1 protein-coding gene is annotated in these 794 nt (G+C 64.9%); it reads right to left on the bottom strand.

Translation table 11 applies throughout. The features are described from left to right. Positions 1-572 (bottom strand): 2-oxoacid:acceptor oxidoreductase family protein (locus tag ACJA3G_RS37940; protein WP_406557536.1); only part of this gene is annotated, 572 nt, incomplete at its 3' end. Positions 573-794: the final 222 nt, after the last annotated feature.

Below are 794 nucleotides of genomic sequence, written 5' to 3'. Positions count from 1 at the left end.
TTCTTCGACCGCTCGGCCTCCTTGCGGGGCAGGCCGAAGTCTTTGAGGGCTTCCACCGTCAGCGTGGTCAGGGGCACGGGATGGACCTGGTAGGCGTCCAGCGACCCGTCCTCCAAGGGAGAGGTGTGGTAGCCGACCTTGGCCATGGGGCGTTTGGTGAACTCATCGGTGTTGACGATGATGTCCGCGCCGCGCGGTACGTCCGCCAGGTTCGCTTTGAGGGCGGCGGGGTTCATGGCGACCAGGACGTTGGGGGCGTCGCCGGGGGTGAGGATGTCGTGGTCGGCGAAGTGCAGCTGGAAACTCGACACCCCCGGCAGCGTCCCGGCAGGCGCACGGATCTCCGCGGGAAAGTTCGGCAAAGTCGACAGATCATTACCGAACGAGGCAGTCTCCGACGTGAACCGGTCACCCGTAAGCTGCATACCGTCACCCGAATCACCCGCAAAACGAATGACCACCCGATCGAGACGCTTGACCTCTTTCCGGCCCACGGGTTTGCGCTGCTCGCCGACGACGGCCTCTTCGGCCCCGTCTGCCTGCTCGGCTGACGTACTGACCTGGCTGGTCACTGAACTGGACCTCCCTGGGACGGGCTGCTCGGGCGCGCCCGGAGAACCGGTCGCTCCAAAGTCCACCCTACGTCGGTAAGGGTCGCCTTCCTTGGATGCAGCGCATCCTGGACGCCCTTGTGAGATGGTCCAATGCCCCGGTTTGTCATATTTCAGTCGCCCCCCGGCTCCGTCTGCTGAGACGCCCCTCGCTCGGTCTTTTGTTGTAGGCCCCCGTCACCC

This window comes from Streptomyces sp. YS-3 (assembly GCF_045257485.1).
GTDB lineage: Bacteria > Actinomycetota > Actinomycetes > Streptomycetales > Streptomycetaceae > Streptomyces.
This window is presented reverse-complemented; position numbering and strand designations above follow the sequence as displayed.